This window comes from Desulfonatronum parangueonense (assembly GCF_054656975.1).
In genome coordinates this window covers 2,736,756-2,759,556 of record NZ_BAAHXH010000003.1, presented here as the reverse complement: position 1 = coordinate 2,759,556, position 22,801 = coordinate 2,736,756, and the positions used below count along the sequence as shown (strand labels likewise).

The following is a 22,801-nucleotide window of genomic DNA, read 5'->3' as shown; positions in this document are numbered from 1 at the left end:
ACCCTGCAGAAGAATACTGAGCTAAATATCGCAAAAATCCTTCACTTCCTCAGCCAGACAAGTTTCTAATTCATTTGGATGCACTTCAGATATCCTTTCGAGGTAGAGTTTATAATCATTCGTAAAATCCATATAATCATCACTATCAAGAATTTCTCTGGCAACATCACTGATGATGTCTGCGTTAACATAACACCAGCAGTTTTTCACCCTTACGTCATGTTTTCGCAATCCTAACCTTTGCATATGCTGTGAAAACATTTTCTCACTGGCTATGTAATAACCATTAAATTTACACCATTTAGTGTAAAAATTATAAAGCTTTCGCGCAGAAAGAAAAAAAGGATCTTTTCTGTCACCTATCATAAGGCAATCATCCACAAAGAGCTTGTAATTGTCAGTGGACTCTTTATATTCCCTCAAGTTATCATAAATACAATCAGGAACAGCAAGAGTGTTCATTTCTTGGTACTCCAAAGCACCATCAACCAGCCATTTCAAGATTTCAGGTAACTCCCCGAGCAGACGATCTCCGAGATTCTTGTCAATAGCCTTTTCATGAGGCTTCTGAGGATTTTCAACATAGCTCCACTTGAAATGAATAGGTATAATCCTGTTCCAGGTAGCAGGGTCTTGAGCTACATGGGGAAGATTATTAGTCAAGAGAAAAATTGTATAAGTAGGATAAAATCGTATATGACTGGCTGAGTGGGCAGCTCTTGCTGAAATTTGCCCATTTCCTGTGAGCCTTTTAACTGTACCATTATCCAACTTCTTGTTCTCTTCAATTTCATCAGCAATAACAATTAATTTTCCACACAGATCAACCAAGTGGCTGCTATGCCCGGAAGCTGTGCTATCGGCCTTGGAACTCAACAAAATCTTTGGGTCGATGTTTCCCGCGTATTCTTGAAGCAGTTTAACCAGCAACGTCATTAAAGTGGTTTTGCCATTAGCTCCTTCCGGACCATATAGAATGATGAACTTCCTCTCTTTACAGGTGCCAAGTAATGTATACCCAAGCAGTCTTTGGATAAACTTAACCATCACCTTCTCATGTTTCTTCTTGGCTTTGACATAGGCCTTGTAATTTCTTCTGAAGGCTATGATAAGCTTTTTATAATCAGGAGTAGACTTATCAGGCAAAGCTGGCTTCTCTCCGTCATACTCAAAGATATCCTTCAGAAACTTTAGGAACTCATTTGGGGTGCCGGCATTAGGATCATAATTCATATCGCAGTAATTGAAGATATAATCTTCCGGCCTTCCCTCACGAAAGATTCCAGTCCGGAGTTCAATTACACCATTTCTACAGGCAAAAACACTGTTCCATGCATTCTCCTTATCTATAAATGCCAAGCCATTTTCACCTGTTGCCGCCAACTCTACCACTCTTTTCATCGAAGTAGATATGTTGAGCTTCTTTTTCTTTTTCAAAAGAAGATCTCCATTATTACCAAATCCGCCAAAAACGTTATGGTGATACTCATATTGAGTATACAATTCAGAAACAGCACACAAAGCCTCATTTTTTTCATCAACTTCCCAGTGAGGTCCTTTGTACTTGTACCATTTTTTATGCAGAACTCGATAAATAAACTTTCCTGAATATAGATGCTTGTATAAATTTGCATCGCCAACATCATCATTAAAAAATGACTCACGAACCAATTCATTTACAGATTCAGCGACAACATCCTTAGCATCAAAATCAGTCAATTCGAACTCAACGATTTCATCAACAGAAGTAGTAGTATTCATGATAATCCTCTCTATGGTTAAAGGTTATAATTTGAGTTTCTGGTTAATAAGGTCATTAACGATCAATGACGGTTCCACATCCAAGGCATTTCCTATTCGTATAGCTTTCTGCACTTTCTCCTGGTCAAGGTTCATGTAAATACTCATAGCGTTCTTGATGAATTTTGATGTAGACATGTTTGAACGCTTTGCAGCCTTAGTAATTCTATCCTTAAGTTCTCTGCTAGCAACAAAAGTGTGTAGGTGTTGAGATGGCATTATTACTCCTAGGATTTATATAACTGGTTACTACTTTCTCGCCCGTAAAAAGGTGCTAAAGCCAATCTCTAGCACCTTCTAACGGGAGAGTTTCATGAATATATACCTACTAATAAATAATGCGCTTTTCAGAGAAATTTTTTAAGTAAATTTTGACGATATTTTGCTATTTTATAAAACTTTTTTTTCTAGGCTAGTATCAGTAATATTTCTGCCTATGCTTGAATATTTTTTTTCATCCCCCCTATTATATAATGGGCAAATAGTTTCATTTTGTTAAGTGAAAAACGATTTTTTTTAAAATCTTTTTTTTATTGCCTAACAGGAGTGTTTTTCTGCCCATTATTAAAGTATGTGCTCCTCGACAGCATTTGTTAAGTAATTTCCAGAAAAAAAATAAATCTTTTTCTTTTTGCAAATAATATTCTAAAATCACAGCTATTTATTGTTATAAGGTATTGAGTCAAATCCCTAGGTCAGAACGTCAAGCATTCTATTTAACGTCAATACGACCAACTCAGGACGTAATATTGAGGGAATGCTTTCGCAGGAGGGGATAATGAATGGCCAGCCTTGGATGTCCAAGAGCTGATCATGAATAGGGGAGGAGCAAACAGATTTTAAACTTATGTTTTTAAGCAAACCATACAAAGGAGGCATACCGTGCTAATGACTTCGCAGGAATTTCAAGCTGGCCTTGAAGAGGCAAGACAGGCCCAAACAGTTTCAACATTGGGCAATCGGGCGGAATATGTAGGATCGTCAGATATTGGCGGCTGCCCAAGACAGGCAGTTCTCCGGAAAGTGATCCCGCAGAAACATGATCTCCAAACGTTGATCCGTTTCAAGCGAGGTCACCTTGCTGAAGACATTGTGGCAGAGGCTTTGAGGGACTTTCGGCCTCAGAGGCAAGCAGAGCTGAACTACTATCTGCCTTATTGTACTTTGTGCGAATGGTTTGACCCATCCGGCAAGGTTACCCATTGTGCACGTTGCCAGGAGCCCTTGGACGTGGTTCCTCTCCGTGCGCACCTGGACTTTCTATTGCCAGGAAACAGAATTCTGGAGGTGAAGTCCTCGAACCAGCTGGAAATTCGGGAGGCCTGGGAACACCAGGTTCACTTTCAAATGCTGCTGCTCCACAAAAGCACTGGCAAACATGTCGAAGCGGCAATCATGGTTCTGGACGTGAATAAGGGCATGATGAACATGCAAAATAACTACGCCTACGATCCCGAAAGATCATATGGGTTGCTGCTTCGGGCAATCAATATCTGGGAAGGAGTAAAGGCGGCTTCCCAATCAGAAGCCCCAGAAAACCTGCCCCTCACATGCGAGCCCTCAGCTCTCTGTGGCTACTGCCCGTACTTGGCTTCATGCCCAGCACACTCAGGCCCGGAGCTTCCTCAAGAAGTATCGAACTTGCTTGAACAGTATCACCAGACCTCGGAAGCAGAGAAGGCCGCCAAAGCCAGGAAAGAAACCTTGCGCGACTACGTTTTAAAGCTGATCAAACCGGGAACCTACCAATCCGGCAACTTACGCATACGCTTTTCCGAACGATCCCGGACCACCACAGATCTGAAGCAGTTGGAGTTGCTGCTCGGTGAACTCGGACAAGATATTTCCGAGTACCAGAAAACCTCGAAATACGCCGTACTGGATGTAAAAGCTGCCTAAGCCCGCCCAGCCTATCCCCGGATTATTACGGATCATCCTGTAATAATCACGACTCAGCCTCTCTCTCATCCCACAATCATTACATAAAAGCCTGGCTCTGAACCCAACTCAGAGACACGGCACAGCTGCGTCCAAAGGAGGCATCAGCATGGATGCGCCTGCAAACATTCTGCACCTGCGCCATTCAAACAGCGGCAGGCCAAAAGACTGGATCGCAATTCCCAGCCATAACCATTTAGACATCTACTTCGGCAGCACCAGCAAAGGAATAACCGGCCCCAGGCAGTTCGGGGATACTACCGGCCTGACCAAGAAAACCATCCAGACAATCCGCCCTATCAGAGAAGCCAACAGCCGGGCCAAAGCCAAGCTGGCCAAGGGCTATAGGCAACTTTTCCCGGACAGGTCACAGGCTCGCACGCAGCAGCCCTCACAGCCAGACCCGACACCGGACCCGGTTGCTCTCTGGCAGCAAGGCACAAGCGAATCCAATAACAGTCAAGACCAAGGAGGTACTAATTCCATGAATATTCCAGCCACGCCAACAGACGTTCCAACCGTACAAAGCCTGTTCCACCAAAGTTTTCCACCCGTGTCCTGGACCGTTCGTGATCAGCATGAATGGCAGGCATACGTTCCCACACCAACCAACTATCACTTCCGGCCAGAGGTAACGGCTGACTTCTTGGGCTGGTGGTCCTTCGGCGGCCTCTCATGCTTAATTTCAGGCCCTACAGGCAGCGGCAAGTCCTCCCTGGTGAACGAAGTGGCCGCCCGAAGCAACCAGCCCGTATTCTCTGCCACCGGCCACAATAGGTTGGAGTTGATCGACCTGATCGGCCAGTACATCCCCAACGCTGGCGGAGGGTTCACGTTTGAGTACGGACCGCTGCCCATGGCCATGAAGTCTGGCGGCGTATTCCTGTTCGACGAGATTGATTTGGTGGACCCTTCAACCCTCGTCGGCCTCAACTCGATCCTGGACGGCAGACCCCTCACCCTATCAGCCAATGGCGGCGAGGTGATCCATCCCGAAGCCAGCTTCAGATTCATCGCCACAGCAAACACAACCGGCCAGGGTGAAGGCGAAGCAAACGGCTATTCCGGCACCTTGAAAATGTCCAAAGCGTTCATGAATCGGCTGAAGTGGACCTTCCTTCTGGATTATCCGGAGCCCGACGTAGAGATCGACATCTTACAGCAGCTGCTGGGCAACCGAGACATATCCGAGAAGATGGTGACTTTTGCCGGTGAGATAAGAAAAATCCACACCGCTGAAGAAAATCCCATCCCGGATACCCTCTCAACCCGCGAGCTTGTCGAGTGGGCCAAGGCCTCACTCTTCTTCCGGCAGGTTCCCCGTGTGAAGCATCCCATCGCCCATGCTCTCAAGTACACGGTCCTCAACAGGGCTTCCCAGGACGGCAAGCCGATCCTTCGGGAAGTATACCAGCGGATTTTCAACCAGGAATTGTAAAAGGAGGCACCCTCATGGCACAAGAACGCATATTCGAACAATCACTGGGGCTGATTTTGGACATATCCATCTGGTCTGGCAGCAAAAACCTTAAACCCGAAGACTTCGCCGGTATCGACCTACCTCCGGAAGAACTTGTCTCTCTTGGCAGCAAGCGCATCCACAACAAAGAAGCCTTCAAGCCCATCCAGGCAGTTCGAACCAAGGCGGTTACCTACCTCGAAAGCGTTGCTGTTTCGCTCTATGGCGGGAAAATCTGGATCACACCCGAGGCCAAGAAAGACGAGATCGAGGCGGCCTTGTCGGACATGGCCAGAGAGTTCCATACCGAGAAGGACAAGTTTCTGGCTGACTTTTACCGGGAACAAGACGCCTGGCTGGAGAAGAACTCTCAATGGGCCAGCATCTTGCGCCCGTATCTGGAGACGCCGGCAAGTATTGAAAAGAAGTTTGGATTCAAGTGGCGGGCTTTCCGGATGTCTTCTTCCGACAATGATCCCGGCTTCGCCCAGACCCTGACCAACGATCTGACCGGCACAATGCTTCGGGAGATCAGCATCCTGGCCGGTGAGACATACAACAGCCTCAAGGACCGGGACCGAGCCACCTTCAAGAACCTGAACCGTTTAGACAGGCTTGCCGACAAGCTGCGCGGGTTGTCCTTTGTAAATCCTGGAGTGTCCGTAATCGAGGCCGAGTTGCAAACCTTCCTGGATCAACGGGACTCTGGCGGCGTATTGACCGGCGCGGCGCTCTTCAATCTGACCCGTCTCCTGGTGCAGCTGAAAAGCCCGGACGTGCTTCAGGATATTCTGGCCGCCGCGGAGCAGGGTGACACATACCAGTTCGCCTACCCACCTTATCAGCAGCCTACCGCCATTGCGGCTTCTACTCAGCCGGTACAACCCACACCCAATCCCGACGGCTTTGTACCGCCAACCCCATCCATTTCTCAGCCCAGGTTGCCTACAGCCTGGTTCTGAATAGGAGATCAATGTGATCCCATACCAAGCAATTCATACGGAATTAACCAAAATGGCCGCCTCACAAGCGGCCATTTCTGTTTCTGGAACCCTTCCCAAACTCACTCCGGCACAGATGGCAGCCCTGGCAAGCGGCCTTGGCCGGAAGAACGGCGTGAAGGTGATCTTCGATAACCACTCGACCGCCAGCACAGATGGGAATGTGATCATCATGCCCCTTACTTCAAGGGAAAACTCCTGGATATGCAGAGGCTATTTGGATCACGAGTTGGGCCATGTCCGGTTTACAGACTTGGACCTGATTCCCAAATCAACTCCGTTCGAACGATCCTTATGGAACATCATTGAGGACATTCGCATCGAAAAAGCCCTCGGAGATACCTATCCCGGCATGGCAACGAACCTCAGCACCCTCGTATCGGAGTTACGCAGAACGAAGGCTGGAGTTTTTGAAGTTCAGCCCGACAGTCCGCCCGAAGCCGTAATATGCGGGTATGTCGGCCTGACCCTTCGGACTCTGTATCTGAAGCAGCACATGCTGGCAGACTTGGCGCTGAAAACTCGGGATCAGTTCCTGAATACGTTCAGCCCTGAACTGGAACGAGACCTGTTCGAGATCATAACCCAGATTGGCTCGGTGTCAGATACGGCAGGAGTAGTTGCCATGGTTAAAGAAATCGTAGCTCTGCTGGAGAAGCATAGGGACGCTGTCGATACTTCAGAGTCGGATTCGAAGGATGAGCACGAAGAGAAACAACCAAGCTCTGAGGATCAGGATGCTCCGGGTAGTCCCGGACAATCACAGCAAGGCCCTGACCAGCCAGATAATCCCAGCCAATCACAAACCGACCCCGCAGATCAGGACGATCAAGATAATCTAGACGATCCAGATAATGCCGAATCATCTGTACAAATCCCGGATAATCCTGACGATCGGGATAGTCCGGTGAAAGGCATGGATACTTCCAATGATCAAGGCAGTCCTGAGAAAAGCCAGGACGATCCCGGATCATCGCAGAGTATCCAGGATGATCCAGATCAGCTCGAACAATCCCCCACCGAACAAGTTCAGCACGAACAAAGCCCGGCTAGTAGTAACCCACCGGATCAATCATCCCCACCTTTAGACTCCGAAGGAGAACAATCCGATGCAGACCTTCCAGTACATAGTAGCCCTGATCCAGCAGATAATGACGATCATGCAGCCGACTCAGAAACCGGAGAAGAAGCAGATCAATCCGAGGCCGAAGTATCCGACACTGAATCCGTGGGCGTAGGCAGCGGCACCCAAACAGACCAGCCTCAGCCACAAACAGACTCCACCCCACTGCAAGCAGCAATAACCCAGGCCCTCGAATCGCAGGAAGAGATTGGAGACTTCGGCCAACAACTCAAAGAGATGGCTCTGAAGTCGGAGGTACTCAGCGGCAATAATCCCAGAGCATTCGGGATAGCCGAGGCAACTCCTCAATCCCAATTGCAGAGTTGCGGATACTTACCACAGCAGATCACGGCTTCTTCCGGCGTGGTGGCCAAGCTGTCCGCCAACCTCAAAGGCTTACTTCAGGCTCAGGGCCTAGCCAGGATCAGACCCAGCGCAGCAGGAACCCGCATAGCCAGGTCTCGATTACACCGGATCAGAACCGGCGAGAGCAAGCTATTCCTGAGAAACTCGACCCAGAAGCAAGTAAACACGGCTGTCCATTTGTTGCTGGATATTTCCGGCAGCATGAACACACGTCGCATGGCTGTCGCCAAGGATGTTGTGTTTGCCCTGGTAAAAGCCTTGGCAAACCAACGCGGCATTAATCTGGCTCTGACCCTTTTCCCGGCATTTTATCCCTACAACGCCAATCCTTCAAAGGACCACGCAGTTTATCCTGTGGCTCCCCTGATTGCCCACGGACAACGGCCAACCAGCACGTTGCCATGGCCAACCTCTAATTACGGCTGCACACCTTTGGCTGAGTCTCTGCGATACGTGCTTTCCGCAATGGTGCCTCTTACTGAATCCAGGAAGCTGGTTGTCCTTATTACCGATGGTGAGCCCAATGATTCCAGAACCACAAAGACCGCCCTGGACGAGGCCGAGACCCTCGGTATTGAAGTCGCAACGCTTGGCATTGAAGGGCTCGCTTACGCGGACCTGTTCCCCATCTGCGAAGTGGTCAACAGGGTTGAGGACCTGCCACAAAAAGCCTTCAAGCTGCTTGAATCGTTATTAACCCCGAACAAGGAGTAACTGCCATGATAACCACTATCAGAACATCCGCGTTCCGTACCTATCTGAAGAAGAAACCAGGCCCCGTAATGGTAATCAACAATTGGGGTCTCATTATTGCTGGAACCGTGGCCGTTCACTTGAGCCTACTGGAACCTGACCTGGCCATGATCTTCAACCTGACAGACGAGGATTTGCGGAAACAAGTGATCAACGCGGTCCTGAAGGTTGAAACCCATTCCATCACCTTCCACGACGAGATTCCCAAAGCCATCGCCACCATGGACCACCCGGCGAACGTAGTGCCCTGCACCAAAACTCCGCTGCTGTTCCAGATCGGTGAGAGCAAGAAATCACCGACCAATCTGCACGTATTCAAAAGCGAGTCGGCACCGGACGAATCTCGGCGTGTACTGCTGATCGACCAGACGGACATGGACCTGTTGGGCTTCCCCTCCAACGTGACGGCACCCAGAAACGGCACAATGCCCCTGATTGCCGATTCCACGCCAGCCCCCAAGCGGATAGCCGCTGTTTACTCACAAGAGGCTGTAGATGAGATGGCCCTGCATCTTGGTAGCCTGCTGTCGCTTATTCCGAAGCAGGCCGGAATGGGCTTGGCGGCGTAGGGCTGATTACTGACCAATCAAAAAGAACCACGGAAGATAGAAGCCGGTTCCTCAAAGAGAGGGATCGGCTTTTCCATTTTCAAAAGGGGAAAATCAATGAATCGAGTGAAAGAGCTGCTTTCGGAGCTGTACGAGGCAAGGCGTGACTGCATCAATCTCAGTCATCCTGAGTACGTGGCTGCTCACATGCTGCCATATCGGAACAAGAAAATTGAGTATTTCATACTGTTCCTGCTCGACAACAAGAACAACGTCATGGCCAGGAAAACCATCTCGCGAGGCACCGTCGATCAGACGCCCGTCTACATTCGTGAGATCATGCGCCAGGTCCTTATCAAGCAGGCCAGCGGGATCATCGTGGCCCATAACCATCCTGGTGGCGACCCAAAGCCTTCGGTTCAGGACCAGGAACTGACCACCAGAATTCAGAAAGCTGCCCAGACGCTAGATGTCCGCTTTCTAGATCACGTTATCGTAGCGAGAGATGGTCACTTCTCGTTTCAGGCTCAAGGCCTGCTCTAACCCCAAACGTAAGGAGACTCCATGTTTCAACCAGCACAAAGAACCCAATCGAAACTACGCCTGGGATTAATCGGTCCCAGCGGCAGCGGCAAAACGTACTCTGCTCTCAGAATCGCGCAGGGCCTAGGTGGAAAGATCGCCCTTTTAGATTCAGAACGCGGCAGCGGCTCACTGTACGCGGACCTCTGCCAGTACGACGTAGCCGAACTGATCCCGCCATTCACGCCAGAAAAGTACGTGCAGGCAATCAAGCTGGCAGCTCAAGCCGGGTACGAAGTTCTGATCATAGACAGCCTTACCCATGCCTGGGCCGGTGAAGGCGGCATCCTGGAATTTGTAGACAAGGCTTCGCAGGCAACCAAGAACAACTTTGCGGCATGGCGGGAGGCCAGCCCCAAACATAACTCTCTGGTGGATGCTTTGCTGGGAGCGCCCCTTCACATCATCGCGACGATCCGGAGCAAAACCGCCTGGGATGTTCAGAAGGATGAGCGCACCGGCAAGACCCGGCCCGTCAAGATCGGGTTGGCACCGGTCCAGAGGGACGGGCTCGAATACGAGTTCACAACGGTTCTGGAACTGTCAGTGGACGGCCACATAGCCACAGCTACGAAAGACCGAACCGGCCTGTTCGACGGCTCCTACTTCACGCCTTCGGAAGAGACCGGCCAGATGCTCAAGGCCTGGTTGTCAGGAAGCCAGATAATTCCAGACGTATCCCCGCCGCAGACTCAGCCAGATATCTCCGACACCAGCAAACCATCAGCCGTCAACAAACCCCGTAAGCCCAACGGCGATGGTCGAGCTGGGGCTTCACAGTCCTTCTTCCAGCCTGACGAGAACGAAACACACCCGCCACTCACTGACCCTCAGAAACGGGCAATCTTCAATCTCGCCAAACGGCAGGGTTACGATGAGGACTACCTGGACGTGATCTCCATAAATACGTTCGGCAAGGGCGTGAACTCGTTGACGGTGAAGGACGCCAGTTCGTTCATCCAGCAATTGCAGAAGGCGGCATAACCTTGCGCCAGCAATTCCAGACCGGCGCGGCAACCTCAAACCCCAGGAGAAGTCATGAGCATAGACAGCGGAAAGGATCAGTCCGGTGAAAACTGGACAGTTCTGATTGGCAACTTGGTTGGCATCGGCCTCGTGTTGCTGATTGAGTTTTTATCGAAATCCAAACGGTAACCACACCAAAACCAAAGAGGCCGCACCATGCGACCTCTTTTTTAGCTATTCATGAAGTGCCCACAGCAATTTCCGGTATAGTAAGCCTTGTCAAACAGATTTTGAACGCCTTAAAACGCAGATATAGGCCTCAATATTTTCGAAATACGCAAGCCATCAAAGCACATCATATATCGTTCATCAAAATTCCGTTTATTTCTTTGTCCTCGATGCCCAGATAATGCATGGTCACAGCTGGGCTAGAGTGGTTGAACCTTTTGCAAAGCAGTTCGAAACCGATTCCGTAATGCACCCGCTGAACGTAGCCGAACGTTTTGCGCAAGGTGTGCGTACCGTAGTTGCCACGCAGATTGATCAAAGCACACCAGCCCTTGATCAGCCTGTTGGCAGCGCTTACGGTCAGGGGCTTTCCCTTGGCCTTGTGGCTCTGGAACAGAAAGGCTTCCGGCTCCGGCTGCACGATTCGGAAGAACTCCTGCAAAACCTTGTGCGTTGTCTTGTTGATCAGAAGCACGTTTGTCTTGCCTGTTTTCTGCTCTTTCACGCTGACAACCTCGCCAGGCTGTAAATGCTGAACGTCATCCACCCGCAGCTGCAGCAGATCACCAATCCGAAGACCGTTGTTGATGCCTATTGTGAAAAGCAGCAGGTCCCTGGGCTTGTCGGCCAGCAGCTTCTTGATGGCCTTGATGTCTTCCAGACGACGGATGGGCTCGACCTTGGTTGATGATCCCTTCTTGGGGTGGTTGGTATTGGGCATGGAAAGATTATATCAAGTATTGCGAATTTGAGTCAATAAAATTGGCAATCACCTACTGAAATGAAAGTATCACAGGGCGGGCACAACATTAAGCTGCTACTTTTATTCGTTATTTCGAATCAAGAAATCACAATGCCAACTTTTGATAGTAAGTTGGCATGGCATTAGGCCGCTGCCACCTCACTCAACCTGTTCATGCCTTGCTCATCTCGCCAGGAAGCTATATTCTCGCCACATGCAAAACAAGGTCACCCAAGCCCATGATAAGTTCGCGGTGGAGATGCTCTCCAACGAAGAGGTCACTCGAGAACTTATCGCCAAGCACGTCCCCCAGGAGATCACTCAATACTTGGACCTTGGCAGCCTGGTGGTCAGATCCGAATCCTACACAGACGATTTGGAACGGGCTTTCACGGATATCGTCGTTAAGCTCAGGCTGAAGGACAAGCTAGAAAATGAGGCGGAAATCTACATCCTTATCGAGCACAAATCCCAGCCGGAAAAGTTCGCTCGGTTACAGATCCTCAAGTACAAATTACGGAAATGGCTGGAAGCCCTAAAGGCCACTGAAACACCGGAATACCTGCCGATCATCATCTCGATGGTTTTCACACACGGAGAACGGAGGTGGTACTATAGCCCAGACTTCGCAGACCTGTTTGACTGTCCTTCGGACTACTTCCAGCAATTCATCCCTCAGTTTCGTCACTTGATCCACGATCTGAACGTTATTGATGAGGATCAGATCAAAGAACAGACCTTGCTGAACGTGGTCCAACTGGCCATGAAGTTTATTCATTCCAAAGAATTGAAAGACCATATTAAAAACATTTACGCTGCGCTGGCCAAGATCGAGGACCCAGAGAAGCGAATGCTGACCACAATTCTGGTGACAAGATACATCGTTGGAGCCAGTGGATATGTAAAAATAGATGACCTTATTCCATTGATCCCGAAAGCAGACAAAAAGGAGGGAATCATGCAAACAATAGAAGACCAAATACGCGCAGATCAAAAAGTGATTTCTTTGCGTGAGGGCAAGCTTGAAGGCCTCCGAGAAGGCGAACTCAAAGCCGCCCGCACCATGCTCCTGAACTTCGCATCCTCCAAGTTTGGGTTCGTCCCTGTGGGCTTCTCCCAGAAGATTCACGCCATTGAAGACATCGACGTGCTTAATTCACTTTCTCACAGCCTTGCTAGGGCCGAATCTTTGGAAGCCTTCGAGGCCCTCGTAAACAAGGCCACAAAACCGACCACCCACTAACCACACAGCATACAGGGGCTTCTCAATTCGGAGAAGCCCCACATATCCATCCCGCCGCCACTACTCCGACTTACGCCACTTTCCCCAGCGGCACCGTATTCACTGCGTCCCGCAACGTCTGGTCAGCCAGGTGAGCATACCGCTGTGTTGTTTGCAGCTGACTATGGCCCAACAAATTCGCCACTTCGTAGATTCCACGCCCTGCATTGATCAAAAAGCTGGCAAAGGAGTGACGTAGGTCGTGCATACGCACATCTTCAAGGCCAACTCGCTTTCTTGCAGCATTCCATGCGTTAAAAATCGATACAAACGGCTTCCTGGTTCTCGGGTTGGCAAAGGCATACTCGCATCCGTCGATTCTGGGAATTTTGGCCAACACATCAAGAGCCGCGTCTGAAAGCGGCACAGTTCTTGGCTTACCTGACTTCGTTACCGGAATCCGCCAAGTCTTACGCTCCAGATCAAAATCGTCCCATTTAGCGTCCAGCATCTCTCGCTTCCTGGCACCTGTCAGAACCAGCATCAACACAATGGGCTCCAGCATTGGATTCTCGCACTGTTTGACTGATTCCGCCAGTTTTTCCAGCTCTTCGGAGCTGAGGAACCTCTCCCTTTTGTTATCGACATTGAACAAAACCACATCCCTTGTAGGGTTGGCATTCACTCCAGGCGTGTTCCACTTGATCGCCAAGTTGTAGAGATACCCGAGTATAATTACCAATCTGTCCGCAGAAGCAGGTGCGGCACCCGCAGCCAATTGTTCCTGGTGAAGCCCGGAGATGTCTTCCCTTCTGATTTGATCCAGATGCATACTCCCCAACTTTGGCAAAATATGAATCCGAAGCAAAGCCTCGTCTGTGCGCCAAGATTTTTTATAGCTTTTAACGTACGGCATGTATTGCTCCTGCGCAAATTCACTTAAAGTCGGAACTTCACGCATGATTCGTTGCTCTTCAAGCGGGTCTTCTCCCATAGCGATCTTTCCAAGATACTTTTGCGCTAGAGCACGAACCTGCGTAACGCTTAGATCATCCACCCTGCCCAGTTTCATCTGCTTGGTTTCGCCGCGCTTGTTCTGATAGCGAAGGAAATAGGTTTTGGTTCCTGTCGGCCGAACTTCAAGCATCAGTCCCCTGCATTTCTCATCGTAAAATCGCAGCTTTCCCTTACTCTCATCGCACGAAACTTCCTTCACGAAACGCGCCGAAAAATCTCGTTTTGCCATTACCCGCTCCTTTCAAGAGGTTAATGGTAAAACATGCGCAAAAATAAATATTTTTTAAGTACTGTTACTTTTACTGTTCTTGACTGTTAATTTTAATGTTACTCGGACTGTTACTTAGGCTGTTACTTAGAATGTTATTTAGAATTTTTGCATTTCTAACATCGAGGTAAGCAGGACAGAATTCACAAAAGGGTATTTCAATCTGGCGTTGATGCTAAACGCTCCATGAAACGCACCTGACTCGACTCAGAAAAAGTTTGCTTCGGCAATTGGAAATGTCGAAGTCCGAAATCAGCAATTCCGAATCCATGGAGACAGCTTCGAAGACGAGTTCGTAATGCCAGGCCACGATGCTTCCTAGGTCGTGTCACCAATATGGATTTATTTAAATGATTGGATGATCGAAAGCTAAGCAAAAAAGAAGCCCGAAGAGGGAAGTTCAGAGGGCAATCAGCAGGGAAAAGTACAAAATTCGATTACGTTTTTGGGCATATCGCAGTCTTTTTGCGTCCAGCAATATAACATCAAATAGCTGTTATCATAAAACTTTTTAATTGTTTGTGTGCTGTTATTTTGCCAATTTCGCAGAACCAAAATTGGGCATACCGCAGTTTTTTCATTACAGCTACAATTTATTGCTCATTATCCATTGATTTTATTGAATTTTCTTTGCATCAGGTCCAGGAGCCGGACTGAAGGTATCATCATCACCCACCAGAAATTGGCCGATTTTCGAAAAAGTGCCTGAATAGCACAGAAAGCATACCAACAAACCCTACAAACTCTATAAACTCAACAACCCCCACAAACCCTATAAACTCAAGAAACCCAACAAACCTAACAAACCCAATGCTTCTCTCCCAAGCCAACTCCGCCCTCCGTTCCGGCGAACTCACCAAGGCCATCCCGCTCTACCTCGACGCCCTGCGTAATACCCCAGGCTTGTCCCAGACAATCACCGGGAACATCGCCCTGGCTCGCAAAAAGTACCGCGCCCAACGCCAAGGCCAGAAGCCATTGGTGCTGCTTTGCCTGCCGGATAAGACGATTGATGCAGCAGCACTGAAAGTATTGTCACAGGCCTATCAGGTTTTTGGCGCTGTCGAGTGTGTCGCTGGAACGCGGTCTGGTGACTGGACTGAATTGCTTGGTATTCCTGTGCATAGGGTTACAGCGGATGGGTTGGAGCAATTTGTTGGGGAGCATCCTTGCGACGTAGTTCATATTGTCGGTGGGGATCAGGACTGTCTTGCTCTGGCCGCTCTGACCAAGTTGGTTTGGGGAGCAGCGGTGATCGGGCAGGGGAATGTTGGTGTAGGGAGCGTGGATGCGTTTGTTGATAAGGGGATGGACGCTGGGAAGTTGGAGGGGATTGTACTGGAAGTGTTGGGAAGGCCGTTTGCGGTCGGTCAGGGTTTGCTGAATGCAATCACCAGAAGAGCCGTACTGGAGATGTACGATGACCTGGCGATACCTCCTGCGCCTCACTCATCACGCATTACGCATCACCCATCACGCATTGCGCCCCAAGGCACTCCAATCGCCCTTTTCTGGAAGCAAAACGACACCACCATTTACGGCCGCAGGCATGACATGGTCATCAAGTACCTCGCGTCTCGGCCGGACATCTCCAAGGTGATCGTTTTCGATCTGCCCATTTCTCATGCGACGCTGAATTTTTTCAATACGGGCAGCGCCCTGACTGAATACAAATTGGCCTACGAAAGAACCCAACTCAAGATTCATCAGCGGTTGGATACGGACAAGATCGCCTACCGGGTGTACGTTCACGACGATTCTCCAACAGTTACCCAAGATTATTTAGCATTTATTCACGACGTTTTTTTTGAACTCGGACTGCGGCCCCAGGACGCCGCGTTATGGTTTTATCCATATATTGGCCACGCTACGGAAATAATCGAACATTTCAAACCAGCCTGTGTCGTCACGGATGTCGTGGACGATCAACGGGCCTGGCCTGATTGCTCAGAGCAAAACAAGGCTCTGTTTACAAAAAATTACCAAGATTTATTGGCTCGGTCTGCCTTCGCCTTTTGCAATTGCCTGCCTGTGAAGATGTCCATGAAGCCTCTTTTTCCAAAGATTCGCCTCGTGCCCAATGCCTGTGATGCCAATCCCCCAGCAGAGCCAGTTGATCATCCCTTGCATGCCCGCATCTCCCGCAAGAAACGGCCAGTGCTCGGGTTCGTCGGCAACTTAGAAGAAAAAATGGACATCCTGTTGTTGGAAAAAATCGTCCGGTCTTTTCCCGACATGGATATGTTGCTCATCGGCTCTACACACATCAACCCGGATATACTCGTCCTGGATCGACACGACAATGTCCACTTCCCTGGCGTTGTGCCCTATGACCAAGCTGGAACCTGGATCTCTCTTTTCGATGTAGCCCTGATTCCGCATCTGAATATGGACATGACCAGGAGCATGAATCCCTTGAAGCTTTACAGCTACTTGGCCTGGAACGTGCCGGTGGTCTGCACGGACATTCCGAATATCGACAAATCGTCAGGCATGGTCTTTCCGGCTTCGTCGCATGAAGAGTTTATCGCCCGGTTACAGGACATCCTGGAAAAGCGGGTTGATCTGCCGGATATCGGATTCTGGCGGAAGAAAAACACCTGGCAATCGAGATTTGAGGCCCATGTGGATGAGATTGTGAGGCATGTTTGCCAGCAAGGAGCGGGTAACTCTGGAAAAGGACACAGAACATCTAATGCGAGGGCTACAGATTGCCTGGCAACCAAGACTGTCCATATGCTTTCCCATACGCCTATTCGTTCTGCACCCAATGGGTTTGTTCCTGTTGAGTTCAGTGCTTCCTACTCAGCGCCTTATGCGTCCAGATAACCGATAGCTGATAACGTTTTCATGCCCTCCCTCCTCACCTACATCCGCTCCTTCGTCAATCGTTTCCGAAACAGGGAAAGCCAGCCTGTGCTTCAAGACGAGAATGCGGTTAGCCACGCCCAGCCCGTGCCCTACGACGAAAACCTTCTGGAGCGTTCCCGTACACAGTGGCAGTTCGGTGACTGGGAAAGCCTGGTCAAGTTAGAGCGTGATGCATTGCAGCACCATCCGGACCGAGCCAAGCTGGCTTTACTTGCTGCTGCCGGGCATGCCCAAAAGGGGAATTTGGATCAGGCACGTAGCTTTACCCGGCTGGCCAAGGATTGGGGGTGCGGGAAGCAGTTGATCAGTCAGGTGTTGATTGCCGGGGTGCATAACAGTTTGGGCAGGGCGGCTGCTTTGGGTGGGCAACAGCCGCGTGCGCAAATGCACTTCGAATCCGCCATTCAAACAGGTACTCCTGGCGGGGATTCGCGGTTACTTACCCAAGCAAGGATTCGCCAGCAATTGGATCAGTTGGGCCTGGAACTGACCGCCAACAATCAACTGCGTCTTTCGCCTCAGTATCTCAAGCTTGTTTCAGATGACAGTGTAGATACGCAACTCATTGAGGAGTCCTGCAAAAAAACTGCGGACAAGACCGAATATCTCAATAAGACAGGGGGAAAAAATAATAAAGAAGGCAAATTCGATACCGGAATCGATAATATTTTTCCAAATGCTGAGGTGGCGTTTGCCCGGAAATCAACGCCGGATGCTAGCCCCTTGTCAACCCAAAATCATAAAATCGAAAACAAGAAAAACCCTCAATCTATAACGAGTGTCGACGCTGAAATCGATGATATGATTAACGATTTGCAGCCTTTTTTTGAAGGAAAATTTATTACTTATGTAGATATCGGAGCATGTATAGGTGATGTGTTTAAAAAAATATACAATTCAAAAGCATTCAAGATTCGAGAGGCACATTTGTATGAACCGAATCCAATTAACTATAAAGAACTAATTGCTAACATCAAGAACTATAATATTTCTTCACTACATGCTTATAATTTTGCTATTGGGTCGCAAGAAAGTGAAAAAAATTTTACTGCTGCGGGACCTATGACTAAATCAATAGACTTGTCTTTCTATACTGATAAATATACTAATACGTTTAGTGTTAAAAGCTACTCGTTGGATACTTTATCGGAGGCATATACCGATAGTCATATCAACATATTAAAAATTGATGTTGAAGGTGCTGAAATTGATGTTCTGAAAGGTGCCAACAAATTACTAAGTAAGCAAAATGTTGACGTTATATATATTGAAGTTGGTTTCAATACCCACGGAACGCAACAAACTTTTTTTGGAAAAATAGATAATTTTTTACAGAATTACAATTATAGAGTATTTAAGATATATGAGCAGAAGAATGAATGGTTGCAGGATTCACCATTATTGCGACGATGTAATTTTGCTTATATGAGTCGTCAGTTTGCTGATGCAAATCCATTAAAGAAGACACAAGAAATTGCAAAGCTTAATAAAGAGATCGCTAAATTAAAGAGTAAATTAAAAAATGATGCTAAATAATTAACAAGAGCTCCTTTTTAATTCTTTTCTACGGTGTAATTCATATTTTACAACGTCAATCGTAACCAATGTCTATCAGTGTTCTAAAGCTTACGTGGATATTGGGGTGAACTTGATCGTAAGTCTATAAAAGCAATGTCGAGCAAATACTTTTTTGCGGCGGTCAATCAATCTTTGTGGGTAGAGCCGGATATAAAATAACATTTTGCGATATTTTCAGAAACGTTATGGCTGTGCCTTTGTTGCTTTTGTGTATGCCCGTTTGACATAAATCCGATGTACATACCAAATATAACATAATTATGTCCATAAATATCAAAGAAAATCTTTTGTCACGTGCAAATGGTCTTTTGAGAAGTGGAAGCTATCAACAAGCTCTGTCACTTTATCAGAATTATATAAAATCTAATCCTGAATTCTATAATTATATTAAATATAATATTTGTTTATGTGAAAAAAAAATTAAAAATAATAAACCATTGGTTACTGTTATAGTTCCTGTTTATAATGTTGAACAGTATTTGGAAAAATGTTTGGATTCAATTTTAGGTCAATCACTCTACAACATTGAAGTTGTGGTTGTTGATGATGGATCCACGGATAATTCCCAAAAAATAATTAAGAAATATGTCGAAAAGGACGCTCGCGTTATTAGTATCATCAATAGTCACGCATCAGGAAACTCTGGAAGTCCAAGGAATCAAGCTCTAGAAATGGTAAAGGGGGAGTATATTGCTTTCGTGGATTCAGACGACTGGATAGACTCGCATATGTTGGAAGATCTCTATCGGAAGGCTGTGTTAGAAAACGCCGACATAGCCTTGTCGAAATCATTTTATCGGGAATTAAATACTGGCGAGTCAATTATAGTTGAAACAACCAACAATTATTTCGATCTCGAAAAGCAGCCTAACAGGAAAAAGCTATTTCTTAATTCTCATTTTCCTATAGTCTGGCATCGTGTGTATAAAACTGAGTTTGTTCATAGCAATTTTATTCGTTTTGGTGAGACCAAGACATCTGCTGATCTGCCTTTTGCCTTTAAATCTTTAATAACTGCAAACAAAATAGTTTTCGTTGACAAGCCCTATTATCATTATCGTTTTGATCGTCCTGGTTCTACTATTGGAAAGAGAAAAGGTCCGGCTTCATTTGAACTATTTGACTCATATAAAATCATAATTGATTTTTTAAAAAGAAAAGGATTATATGATGAATTCATTTCGTATGTTATCAATAAAGCTTTAGGCGATTACAGGTACAACTTAAAATTTTTGAATAAAGAATATCACAACGAATTTAATGCATTAATGTCAATTTTTGTAAAAGAACACTGGAAAGTTGACGAAAACAAAGATAACATCTTTTCAAGTAATACTCTAGATTCTTTAAATAAATTATATTTTTCTAAGCATAAAAAACAAAACCTTCGCTTGACTAACAACAATCCAAAATTATCATTGTCCGTTATTGTTCCTGTATATAATAGTTCAGAATATATAGAAAAATGCCTATCCTCCTTGTTGTGCCAATCAATTCGAAATTATGAGATTATTATTGTAAACGATGGTTCTACAGATAATTCTCTCGTAATAATTGAACAGATAATTCATAATAAAAGCAATATTAAACTGGTTAATTGCTCTAGAGCAAGTGGTAGTCCTGGTATAGCAAGAAATTTAGGTATAATTTCTGCAGTTGGCAAGTATATCGGATTTGTTGACTCTGATGATTGGATTGAATCTTGCATGTATGAAAAATTATGCAATAAAGCTTTAGAAAAAGATTTTGATATTGTTTCTGCTGGCGCTTTTTTTCTTGAAACCCAAAAAGGCCTTTCAGAGCAAAAAAGTATTTCTTTTCCCGAGATTAATGAGTCAACGTCAAATAATTTAGATCTATTTAAGAGTAATTATTTATCTAATATTTGGAATAGAATATATAAAAGGGCCTTAATTAAAGATTACGGTATTTATTTCCCGCATATATACTTAGCAGAAGACTTTTGTTTTTCAATTGTTGCATACAGCTTTGCTAAGAATACAACTGGTTTAAAGCAAGCTTTTTATCATTGGCGATTCAATCGTCCTGAATCTACTACTGACATTAGAAGAAGAGAGAAAGGTTTTCTTGCACTAGATACTTTACCCAAAGAGATAAAATATTTTTCTTATTTTGGACTTTATGAGAAATACAAAGCTCATATTTTACACAAAAAGCAAAATTCTCTTTTTTGGAATTATAACCGTTTGGCTACCGAGTATAAAGATTTATTTTTAAAACGAATGCGAACCATTTTGTTGTCTTATGCTCAAGATTTCGACCTTAGATTGTTTAACGAAAATGAAAAAAAGCGGTTTTTGCTTTTGAATCTCCCTTGCAAAAATGATTTTGAAAGTGTAGTTAATAAGATTTGTCAGGAATGTTTTCAAGAAATTGAAATCCAGAGATTAGATAACTTGTTATGGGGTGGCCAGTTTGAATATGCGAAGCACCAAATGCTTCGATATATTGATTTAAAAGATTATAACATTAATTTACGTCAAAAAGCAGCACGAAAATTAGCTATACGTTTGAGTTTTGAAGGTGATGTGGAAGGTTGTGATTTTTTATTAAAGCAAGCTTCACAATTTCTTCCTTTAAATAAGCAACCAAAAGAGTTGTTCTTAACAATGTTTTTTTTCTATTTTAAAATGGGAAGATATGTTGAAGCAGAGCAAGCGATATGCGATATTGATAAGTCAAGTATTGATGCAAATGTAATTCTAGCTAAATCTAATTTAATTCATGACGATAAACAGAGGCTAAATTTAATAAATACAGTTTTCAAAAAAAAAGGTTACGCGACATTAAAGAAAAATAAACCATTAGATAGCCTTTCATTAAACAATATCGATTCTTATGCACCAAATCCTAGTGTTGAAGACATAGGTACTGTCAGTGTAATTATGCCTGTCTATTGCGCTGAAGGGTATATTGAAATGGCTCTTAAATCTGTGTGCAACCAATCATATTCAAACTTAGAAATTATTGTTGTAGACGATTGCAGTACTGATTTTACTCATCTTTTGGTCGAAGATTTGGCAAAGCAAGACAAACGTATTAAGTTTTTTCGTATGTCAAACAACAGTGGAGCATACCCTGCTAGGAATTACGGGTTGACTCAGGCTACTGGTCAATTTATCACTACGCATGATGCAGATGATTGGTCACACCCACAAAAAATTGAAAAACAGTTATCAACATTGCGACACGATCCCAATTTGGTTGGGGTTGTGTCGTACTGGGCAAGAGTTACTCCTGATCTGAGATTTACCAGTGGGTGGAGATTGGGTTCTACTGTAATTGAGTTTAATCATTCCTCTTTCTTATTCAAAAGGGAGGTATATGATATTTTGGGAAATTGGGATCCTGTACGAGTAGGTGCTGATACTGAGTATATATGGCGTGTAGAATCTTATTACGGAAAATCATCTATTAAAAGAATTCTCCCCAATTTACCTCTATCATTTGCATTAGATGATGAAAATTCACTTACTCGCAGAAAAGGAACTCACGTGTCAAGTCTTTATTTTGGATTGAGACATTATTATCGTGAGATATCAAGATATTATCATGCTCATTTAAAGAATCCTGGAAAGAAACTGGCTAAAAATGAGATACTTGATTTGGTGCCAAGAGAATTAGTAGAAGTTAACTACATATATCCTTATTTTGATTTATATGTCATTGGTGACTTTCGTTTAGATGAACATGTAAAAATTGTGAAAAAAATCAAAGATAGAGCTAAATTGAAGTTAATAGGATTGACTCATTACCCTAACATCAATCTTAAAATTGGAGGTGATAAGCATTACGATGGTTTTCATTTTTGTGATTCATTTTTTGAGCTAATTAAAAATCAAAATGTCCAGATTGTGCTTCCTGATGCCAGAATACAATACAATGAACGATTAGATCTGAACCGTTGGCTGGAAAAAGACATGTGGATATAAGAACGTCACACACGCTAGGACTTGGCTCATGTGATCAAAGAAATGCTTGATGAGCGTTATCCAGATGCGCTTTAGGTACGTTTGGTGATGGACAATTTAAATACACATAACATTGCTCCCTATATGAAATATTCGAGCCGGCAGAGGCCAGAAGATTTGCGGAGAGACTTGAAATCCACTACACACCCACGCATGGCAGCTGGCTGAACATGTCCGAGATTGAGCTCAGCGTTCTCACCCGGCAATGCCTAGATCGACGTATGCCGGAAATTGAGACCATGCGTTCCGAAGTCGAAGCCTGAAAAAAAAATTGCAACAACAGGACGAACAAAAATCAATTGGCAATTACTTACATCCGATGCGCGGATTAAACTGAAGTGACTTTA

15 protein-coding genes are annotated in these 22,801 nt (G+C 45.8%); 12 read left to right on the top strand and 3 right to left on the bottom strand.

What is annotated here, in order from left to right; translation table 11 throughout:
• Nucleotides 1-21: 21 nt before the first annotated feature.
• Nucleotides 22-1,761: a DNA primase family protein gene (locus tag ACYQ15_RS12670; RefSeq protein WP_459937875.1), complete on the bottom strand. Its 1,740-nt coding sequence runs from the start codon at nucleotides 1,759-1,761 to the stop codon at nucleotides 22-24.
• A gap of 927 nt (nucleotides 1,762-2,688) precedes the next feature.
• On the opposite strand from ACYQ15_RS12670, the gene ACYQ15_RS12665 reads away from it, so the two are divergent.
• The 7 genes from ACYQ15_RS12665 to ACYQ15_RS12635 all read left to right on the top strand — a co-directional run bounded on the left by ACYQ15_RS12665 (nucleotide 2,689) and on the right by ACYQ15_RS12635 (nucleotide 10,554).
• On the top strand, nucleotides 2,689-3,699 hold the full coding sequence (locus ACYQ15_RS12665; RefSeq protein ID WP_459937874.1) for a hypothetical protein: 1,011 nt from the start codon (nucleotides 2,689-2,691) through the stop codon (nucleotides 3,697-3,699).
• A 148-nt stretch (nucleotides 3,700-3,847) separates the two neighbouring features.
• Complete coding sequence (locus tag ACYQ15_RS12660) at nucleotides 3,848-5,176, top strand: AAA family ATPase (RefSeq protein ID WP_459937873.1); 1,329 nt, start codon at nucleotides 3,848-3,850, stop codon at nucleotides 5,174-5,176.
• Between the two features lie 14 nt (nucleotides 5,177-5,190).
• The gene (locus tag ACYQ15_RS12655; protein ID WP_459937872.1) at nucleotides 5,191-6,159 is read left to right on the top strand and encodes a DUF3150 domain-containing protein; all 969 of its coding nucleotides are present in this window, start codon (nucleotides 5,191-5,193) and stop codon (nucleotides 6,157-6,159) included.
• Between the two features lie 13 nt (nucleotides 6,160-6,172).
• Nucleotides 6,173-8,401, top strand: coding sequence for a vWA domain-containing protein (locus ACYQ15_RS12650; protein WP_459937871.1), 2,229 nt, complete (start codon nucleotides 6,173-6,175; stop codon nucleotides 8,399-8,401).
• A gap of 5 nt (nucleotides 8,402-8,406) precedes the next feature.
• Nucleotides 8,407-9,009 (top strand): hypothetical protein, encoded by a 603-nt coding sequence (locus ACYQ15_RS12645; protein ID WP_459937870.1) that lies wholly within the window; start codon nucleotides 8,407-8,409, stop codon nucleotides 9,007-9,009.
• A 96-nt stretch (nucleotides 9,010-9,105) separates the two neighbouring features.
• A complete protein-coding gene (locus ACYQ15_RS12640) occupies nucleotides 9,106-9,531 on the top strand; it encodes a JAB domain-containing protein (protein WP_459937869.1) in 426 nt (141 codons plus the stop codon).
• A 21-nt stretch (nucleotides 9,532-9,552) separates the two neighbouring features.
• Nucleotides 9,553-10,554, top strand: a complete 1,002-nt coding sequence (locus tag ACYQ15_RS12635; RefSeq protein ID WP_459937868.1) for an ATP-binding protein — start codon at nucleotides 9,553-9,555, stop codon at nucleotides 10,552-10,554.
• A 337-nt stretch (nucleotides 10,555-10,891) separates the two neighbouring features.
• On the opposite strand, the gene ACYQ15_RS12630 is transcribed toward ACYQ15_RS12635, so the two are convergent.
• Nucleotides 10,892-11,485, bottom strand: coding sequence for a site-specific integrase (locus ACYQ15_RS12630; protein WP_459937867.1), 594 nt, complete (start codon nucleotides 11,483-11,485; stop codon nucleotides 10,892-10,894).
• Nucleotides 11,486-11,720: 235 nt separating this feature from the next.
• Here ACYQ15_RS12630 and ACYQ15_RS12625 point away from each other — a divergent pair, with 235 nt between their 5' ends.
• Nucleotides 11,721-12,749, top strand: a complete 1,029-nt coding sequence (locus tag ACYQ15_RS12625; RefSeq protein ID WP_459937866.1) for an Rpn family recombination-promoting nuclease/putative transposase — start codon at nucleotides 11,721-11,723, stop codon at nucleotides 12,747-12,749.
• Between the two features lie 70 nt (nucleotides 12,750-12,819).
• Here the strand turns inward: ACYQ15_RS12625 and ACYQ15_RS12620 are convergent, their stop codons facing one another.
• Nucleotides 12,820-13,974, bottom strand: coding sequence for a tyrosine-type recombinase/integrase (locus ACYQ15_RS12620; protein ID WP_459937865.1), 1,155 nt, complete (start codon nucleotides 13,972-13,974; stop codon nucleotides 12,820-12,822).
• An 849-nt stretch (nucleotides 13,975-14,823) separates the two neighbouring features.
• Between ACYQ15_RS12620 and ACYQ15_RS12615 the strand changes: the two genes are divergently transcribed.
• The 4 genes from ACYQ15_RS12615 to ACYQ15_RS12600 all read left to right on the top strand — a co-directional run bounded on the left by ACYQ15_RS12615 (nucleotide 14,824) and on the right by ACYQ15_RS12600 (nucleotide 22,717).
• Nucleotides 14,824-16,842: a glycosyltransferase gene (locus ACYQ15_RS12615; protein WP_459937864.1), complete on the top strand. Its 2,019-nt coding sequence runs from the start codon at nucleotides 14,824-14,826 to the stop codon at nucleotides 16,840-16,842.
• Nucleotides 16,843-16,863: 21 nt separating this feature from the next.
• Nucleotides 16,864-18,420, top strand: a complete 1,557-nt coding sequence (locus tag ACYQ15_RS12610) for an FkbM family methyltransferase (RefSeq protein ID WP_459937863.1) — start codon at nucleotides 16,864-16,866, stop codon at nucleotides 18,418-18,420.
• 302 nt (nucleotides 18,421-18,722) lie between these two features.
• Entirely contained in the window at nucleotides 18,723-22,415 is a 3,693-nt protein-coding gene (locus ACYQ15_RS12605; protein WP_459937862.1) for a glycosyltransferase, read from the top strand.
• 128 nt (nucleotides 22,416-22,543) lie between these two features.
• Nucleotides 22,544-22,717 (top strand): transposase, encoded by a 174-nt coding sequence (locus ACYQ15_RS12600; RefSeq protein WP_459939582.1) that lies wholly within the window; start codon nucleotides 22,544-22,546, stop codon nucleotides 22,715-22,717.
• The last annotated feature ends 84 nt before the right edge of the window (nucleotides 22,718-22,801 follow it).